The sequence below is a fragment of the Streptomyces nanhaiensis genome (genome assembly GCF_046614825.1).
GTDB classification, from domain to species: Bacteria; Actinomycetota; Actinomycetes; order Streptomycetales; family Streptomycetaceae; genus Streptomyces; species Streptomyces radiopugnans.
Genome location: NZ_JBKJFM010000241.1, coordinates 1 through 5307 on the forward strand (window position 1 = coordinate 1; position 5307 = coordinate 5307).

Genomic DNA, 5307 nt, shown 5'->3' on the forward strand with positions numbered 1-5307 from the left:
GTTGGCGACGCCGTCGATGCGGCGTGCGGCGTCGAGGTCGGCGGGGTCGTCGGTCAGGGCCCGCACGTCGTGGTGGTTGAGCGTGACGGCGGTCTGCGCGCCTGCCGGGCGGGCGGCGCCCCTACGTACGGGCCACGCTGCCCGAGCGGCCGGACCCGGACGCGCTGCGCCACGACGCGCAGGAGGAGGCCCTGTGGGTGGGGGACGGCCGGATAGCGCCGGTGGCGCGCGGCGCCTGGGAGTTCGAGGCGGGCGGCGTCCGCGTGCTCGCCGAGTGGTTCGCCCGGCGTACGGCCGGGGCCGTGCCGGGCACGCTGGAGGCGGTGCGCCCGAAGACCTGGCAGCCCCGGTGGACCTCGGAGCTGCTGGAGCTGATCACCGTGCTCACCCTGCTCGACGGGCTGCGCGGGGCCCGCGCCGAGTTCGCCGGCAGGCTGGCCGGGCGTCCGGCCGTGGAGGTGTCCGCGCTGCGCGAGGCCGGTGTGCTGCCGGTGCCGCCGGGGGCGCGGCGCCCGGCCTCCGTGCTGGACCACCGCGAGGAGGGTCCGGAGGGGCAGCTGGCGCTGCTGTGAGGAGCCGGCCTCCCCGCGGAGGCCGGCCGCCGGTTGGGGAGCGGGTCGCCGGGGGGAAGTGCGCGGACGTGGCCGGGGCCGGGCGATGACGCCCGGCCCGCCGCGGGGAGGCCGGTCCTCCGGAGCCCTGAGCCGAAACCTTTATCCTCCGGCCCGGGTGCTACGGGTGCTGTGGATGCTACGAGTGCCGCGGGTACGGCCGGGCGTGGTCAGGCGTGGCCTCCGAAGAGGGAGCGCCGCAGCCGCCGCAGCGGCGCGAAGAGGGAGACCCGCGCGCCCCTGCTGTGGGAGCGCGTGTGCACCGCGTCGCGCGCGGTCAGTTCGCGCATGAGCAAGGTGGCCTCCGCCGTGTCATCCTGGGGGACGGCGGGCCCCGCCAGCACGCTCAAGTGCCGGTCCAGGCGCGAACCGGTCGCACCGCTCCCGCACTGGATCGCAGGGATCCGCGCCCTGCTGCGTACCGTTATCTGTTCCATGACACTCCCCACCCAAACGAGGGCTCCCGGCCCGGGCAGGGTAACCCTATCTCCCGACCGTGACCCACGGGTATTCCGGTCACTCGATTCACCTTCCCCGCAAGGGGGTTGACGAACACCGTACGAGACAACAGCATCCGACCGGCCCCATGGCGGGGCCGGGGACGGGGGACGAGGATGAACACCGGTGACAGTGGAAGGCTGCTCGCCGACCGCTACCGCCTCACGGCCGAGCTGGGCCGCGGCGAGGTGGGCGTGGTCTGGCAGGGACGCGACGAGGTGCTGGGCCGCGAGGTCGCGGTCAAGGAGGTCCGGGCCGCCGAGGAGCTCTCCCCGGCCGAGGTTCGCGCCCTCTACTCCCGCCTGGAGCGGGAGGCCATGACGGCCGGGCGCATCTCCCACCGCAACGCCACCACCGTCCACGACGTGGTGATCGAGGACGGCCGCCTGTGGATCGTGATGGAGCTGGTCCGGGGGCTGTCGCTGGCCGCCGCGCTGGAGGCCGAGGGGCCGATGTCCCCGGCCGGCGCCGGGCGGATCGGCGCCGAGGCCGTCTCGGCGCTGCGCAGCGCCCACGAGGCGGGCATCACCCACCGCGACATCAAGCCGTCCAACATCCTGCTGGGAAACGACAGCAGGGTCGTCCTCACCGACTTCGGCACCGCGCAGGTGAAGGCCGACACGGCGCACGACCGGCCCGGTGCGGCGGTCGGCCGGCCCGAGTTCCTCGCCCCGGAGTGCGCACGCGGCCAGGACCCGGGCCCGGCCGCGGACCTGTGGGCCCTGGGCGTGGTGCTGTACCTGGCCGTGGAGGGCGTCTCGCCGTTCCGCCGCGGCACCCCCGGGGAGACCCTGCGCTTCCTCTCCTCGTACACCGACGCCGACCTGCCGCCCATGCGGCGGGCCGGTGCGCTGGCACCGGTGCTGGAGGGGCTGCTGCGGGCGGACCCGGCCGAGCGTACGACCGCCGCCCGGGCCGAACGTCTGCTGCGCGTGGCCGCGGCCGGCGGCGGCCCGCGCGCCACCGCTCCTTCCTCTCCCTCCTCTCCGTCCTCGCCGGAGTCCGCACGGCCCGCGCCCGGCGAGGACGGGGACGGGGACGACATGAGCGGCGGGGGCGGGCTCCGGGGCGCGCCGGGCACGGCCCCGGAGCGGCGGCCGCCGTCCGCGCCGGGCTCCTGGGACGCCGACCGGGGGCCGCGCGGGGTGCTGGTGCTCGTCGCCGGGCTGCTGGTCCTGCTGCTGGCCGCTCTCGCGGTGGCCGTGGTCCTGCGCTGAGCACCCGCCGGAATCCCCGGCGGGGCGGAGGAAAGCGGAGGAAACCTGCGTGCGCGGCGGCCCCCCGTACCGGATCATGGGGGCCATGTGTGCCGACCGCCGTGCCGTGCCGACCGAGGAGTCGCTGCCCATCCGGCTCAACATCGACGACAGCGACTCCCCCTCCGACGTCATCGACGCCCTCTTCCTGGGCCGCTTCACCACCGGCGAGCAGCCGCACGCCCGCAGCCGCTCCCTGGAGCGGGTGCGCAAGGGCATGGCACTGCTGCCGCCGGGGGCGGTCGTGCTGCGCTCGGCCCGCGACGGCGACCGCGGCGCGACCCTGGCCGAGGGCGACGGCTGGACGGTGCTGGTCTCCCGCTGGTCCCGCGGCGCCGACGTGACCGTGACGGCCGTCAGCGAGGAACTGGCGGAGCGGACGCTGAAGGCCGCGGTGCGGGGCGCGGAGGACGAGCCCGAGCCCCGGCCGGACGACGTCACCATGGGCTTCTGGTACAACTCCCCGCGGCGCGGCCCGTACCGCACCACCCGCCGGATCACCGCCGGGAGCTGGGAGGAGATCCGCGGCAACTACACCGCCCCGGTCGCCGGGGCCATGGACGGGCTGATGAAGACCACCCCGGACGACATCACCGGGCGGCTGCTGCTGCTCCACGGCCCGCCGGGCACCGGCAAGACCTCCGCCCTGCGGACGCTGGCGCGCTCCTGGCAGGACTGGTGCCAGGTGGACTGCGTGCTCGACCCCGAGCGGCTGTTCAACGAGGTCGGCTATCTGATGGACATCGCCATCGGCGAGGACGACGGCGCCCCGGACCGGCCCGGCCGGGAGCGCTGGCGGCTGCTGCTCCTGGAGGACTGCGACGAGCTGATCCGCGGCGAGGCCAAGCACGCCACCGGCCAGGCCCTGTCCCGGCTGCTGAACCTCACCGACGGACTGCTGGGCCAGGGCCGCAACGTCCTGGTCGGCCTGACGACCAACGAGGACCTGGAGCGGCTGCACCCGGCGGTCGTCCGCCCCGGCCGCTGCCTGGCCCGCATCGAGGTCGGCCCGCTCACGCGGGCGGAGGCGGTGAACTGGCTCGGCACCGAGGAGGGCGTCGGCCGCGACGGGGCGACCCTGGCCGAGCTGTACGCGCTGCGCCGGGGCTCGGGCCCGGCCTCGGTGCCGCCGCAGCCGGGGCGGTCGGACGAGGGGATGTACCTGTGACGCCTCCCGGAATCTCTCCTGGAAGGGTTCCCGGGGAGATTCCCGGGGAGCGCGCGGACGATCCGGTGGCGGAGCTGATCGGGCGGCGGGCGCGCGGGGAGCGGATCAAGTACCTCCACTTCTGGGGGCACACCCCGCCCCGGGGGCGGAGCGACGGCCCGCCCGGCCCCTGGTGCCTCAGCCAGTGGTGGCCCTCGCCGTTCACCGTGGACGGCGTCCTCCACCCCACCGCCGAGCACTGGATGATGGCCGCCAAGGCGCGGCTGTTCGGCGACGCGGCGGCCGAGGAGCGGATCCTGGCCACACCGGAGCCGGGTGCGGCCAAGGCCGCGGGACGTGCGGTGCGGGACTTCGACGAGGAGGTCTGGGCCCGGCACCGCTTCGGCATCGTGGTCGAGGGCTCCGTCCACAAGTTCGGGCAGCACGGCGACCTGCGGGCGTTCCTGCTCGCCACGGGGGGACGGGTGCTGGTGGAGGCCAGTCCGCTGGACCGGGTCTGGGGCATCGGGCTGGCCGCGGACGACGAGCGGGCGTCCGACCCGGCGCGCTGGCGCGGGCTCAACCTGCTGGGCTTCGCCCTGATGGAGGCCCGGGAACGGCTGGCGGCGGGCTGAGCGGAGGCGGCTGAGGCGTCAGCCCGCCTCCCGGCCGTACTCGGCGGCGATCGCCTCCTCGGCGGCGGCGAGCGCGGCGGCCCGTTCCAGGCCCAGGCGCCGGGCCCGCTGGGCGTACGCCCGCGCCGCAGCCGCGGCCTCACGTGCGGCGGCGTCCCCGGTGGCGGCGATGAAGCTGCCGTGACGGCCCCGGGTCTCGATCACCCCGTCGGCCTCCAGCGCGCGGTACGCCTTGGCCACCGTGTTGGCCGCCAGCCCCAGCTCATCGGCGAGTCCGCGCACGGTGGGCAGGCGGTGGCCGGCCGGCAGCCCACCGCTGCGGGCCTGCTCGGCGATCTGGGCGCGCACCTGCTCGTAGGGTGCGGTGGGGGCGTCCGGGTCGACGACGAGTCTCAGGGGCACGGCACTTCTCCTGCGGCGGGGTCGGTACGGCGGGTGCGTCGATTGTGCACCAGAGGGTCAGCCCCGCTCCCAGGTCCCGGTCTCCAGCGCCCAGCGGTACTCCGGCCGTCCCTTCGCCGCACCGGTGCGGAAGGGGCGGCCGCCGTCGTCGATGCGGAGGGTGCCCCCACCGCCCCCGCCGCTCCACTCCACCTCGATGTACCAGTCGCAGTCGCAGCCCTCGGTCCGCGCCTCCACGCGCAGCGCGAGGGGGTCGTCGGCGGTGACGCGGTACGGCAGGCGGGTGGCCGGCAGGGGCCGGCCGCCCTCGCCGTCGTAGCCGTCCACGGGCTTCGCCTGCGGGCGCGGGGCGTCCAGGTCGACGGAGAAGGCGGCCGGGGTGAGGGATCCGCCGCAGCCGTCGTTCATCGCGAAGACCGAGCGGGCCGGAGGGGTGCGGCGGGCCGCCACCCGGACGTGCAGGGCCTCGATCACCACGGGTGCCGCCCCGGTGCCGTACACGGTGGCCTCCACGATCGTCTCGCCGCCGTGCACGGCGCCCAGCGAGCGGGCCCAGCCGGCCGCGTCCTGCTCCACCGGGGGCGGGGGGACGCGGGAGGGCGGCAGGTCGATCAGGTAGCGGTGGTCGCAGCCGTGGCGCCACACGTGGGAGCGGGCCGTCCAGCTCAGCGGGGCCGCTCCCGGCGCGCCGCCGCGCCCGCGTTCCCGGCCGCCGCCCGGCGGCCGGGAGCGGCCGTCCGCCCACTCGATCGGACTGG

Annotated in this window: 6 protein-coding genes and 1 pseudogene; 4 read left to right on the forward strand and 3 right to left on the reverse strand. The window is 76.4% G+C overall.

Annotated elements, in window-relative coordinates:
• Positions 1–98 precede the first annotated feature (98 nt).
• Positions 99–572, forward strand: a pseudogene (locus ACLIYP_RS28950) (type ISP restriction/modification enzyme); the annotation flags it as partial.
• A 209-nt stretch (positions 573–781) separates the two neighbouring features.
• Here the strand turns inward: ACLIYP_RS28950 and ACLIYP_RS28955 are convergent.
• Positions 782–1048 (reverse strand): hypothetical protein, encoded by a 267-nt coding sequence (locus tag ACLIYP_RS28955; RefSeq protein WP_412716051.1) that lies wholly within the window; start codon positions 1046–1048, stop codon positions 782–784.
• A gap of 177 nt (positions 1049–1225) precedes the next feature.
• Between ACLIYP_RS28955 and ACLIYP_RS28960 the strand changes: the two genes are divergently transcribed.
• The 3 genes from ACLIYP_RS28960 to ACLIYP_RS28970 all read left to right on the forward strand — a co-directional run bounded on the left by ACLIYP_RS28960 (position 1226) and on the right by ACLIYP_RS28970 (position 4147).
• Positions 1226–2326 (forward strand): serine/threonine-protein kinase, encoded by a 1101-nt coding sequence (locus tag ACLIYP_RS28960; protein WP_412716052.1) that lies wholly within the window; start codon positions 1226–1228, stop codon positions 2324–2326.
• Between the two features lie 76 nt (positions 2327–2402).
• The gene (locus ACLIYP_RS28965) at positions 2403–3533 is read left to right on the forward strand and encodes a DUF5925 domain-containing protein (protein WP_412716056.1); all 1131 of its coding nucleotides are present in this window, start codon (positions 2403–2405) and stop codon (positions 3531–3533) included.
• A 65-nt stretch (positions 3534–3598) separates the two neighbouring features.
• Positions 3599–4147, forward strand: coding sequence for an NADAR family protein (locus tag ACLIYP_RS28970; RefSeq protein ID WP_412716053.1), 549 nt, complete (start codon positions 3599–3601; stop codon positions 4145–4147).
• 18 nt (positions 4148–4165) lie between these two features.
• Here the strand turns inward: ACLIYP_RS28970 and ACLIYP_RS28975 are convergent, their stop codons facing one another.
• The gene (locus ACLIYP_RS28975) at positions 4166–4549 is read right to left on the reverse strand and encodes a GntR family transcriptional regulator (RefSeq protein WP_412716054.1); all 384 of its coding nucleotides are present in this window, start codon (positions 4547–4549) and stop codon (positions 4166–4168) included.
• Positions 4550–4606: 57 nt separating this feature from the next.
• On the reverse strand, positions 4607–5307 hold a 701-nt coding region (locus tag ACLIYP_RS28980), incomplete at its 5' end, for a hypothetical protein (protein WP_412716055.1).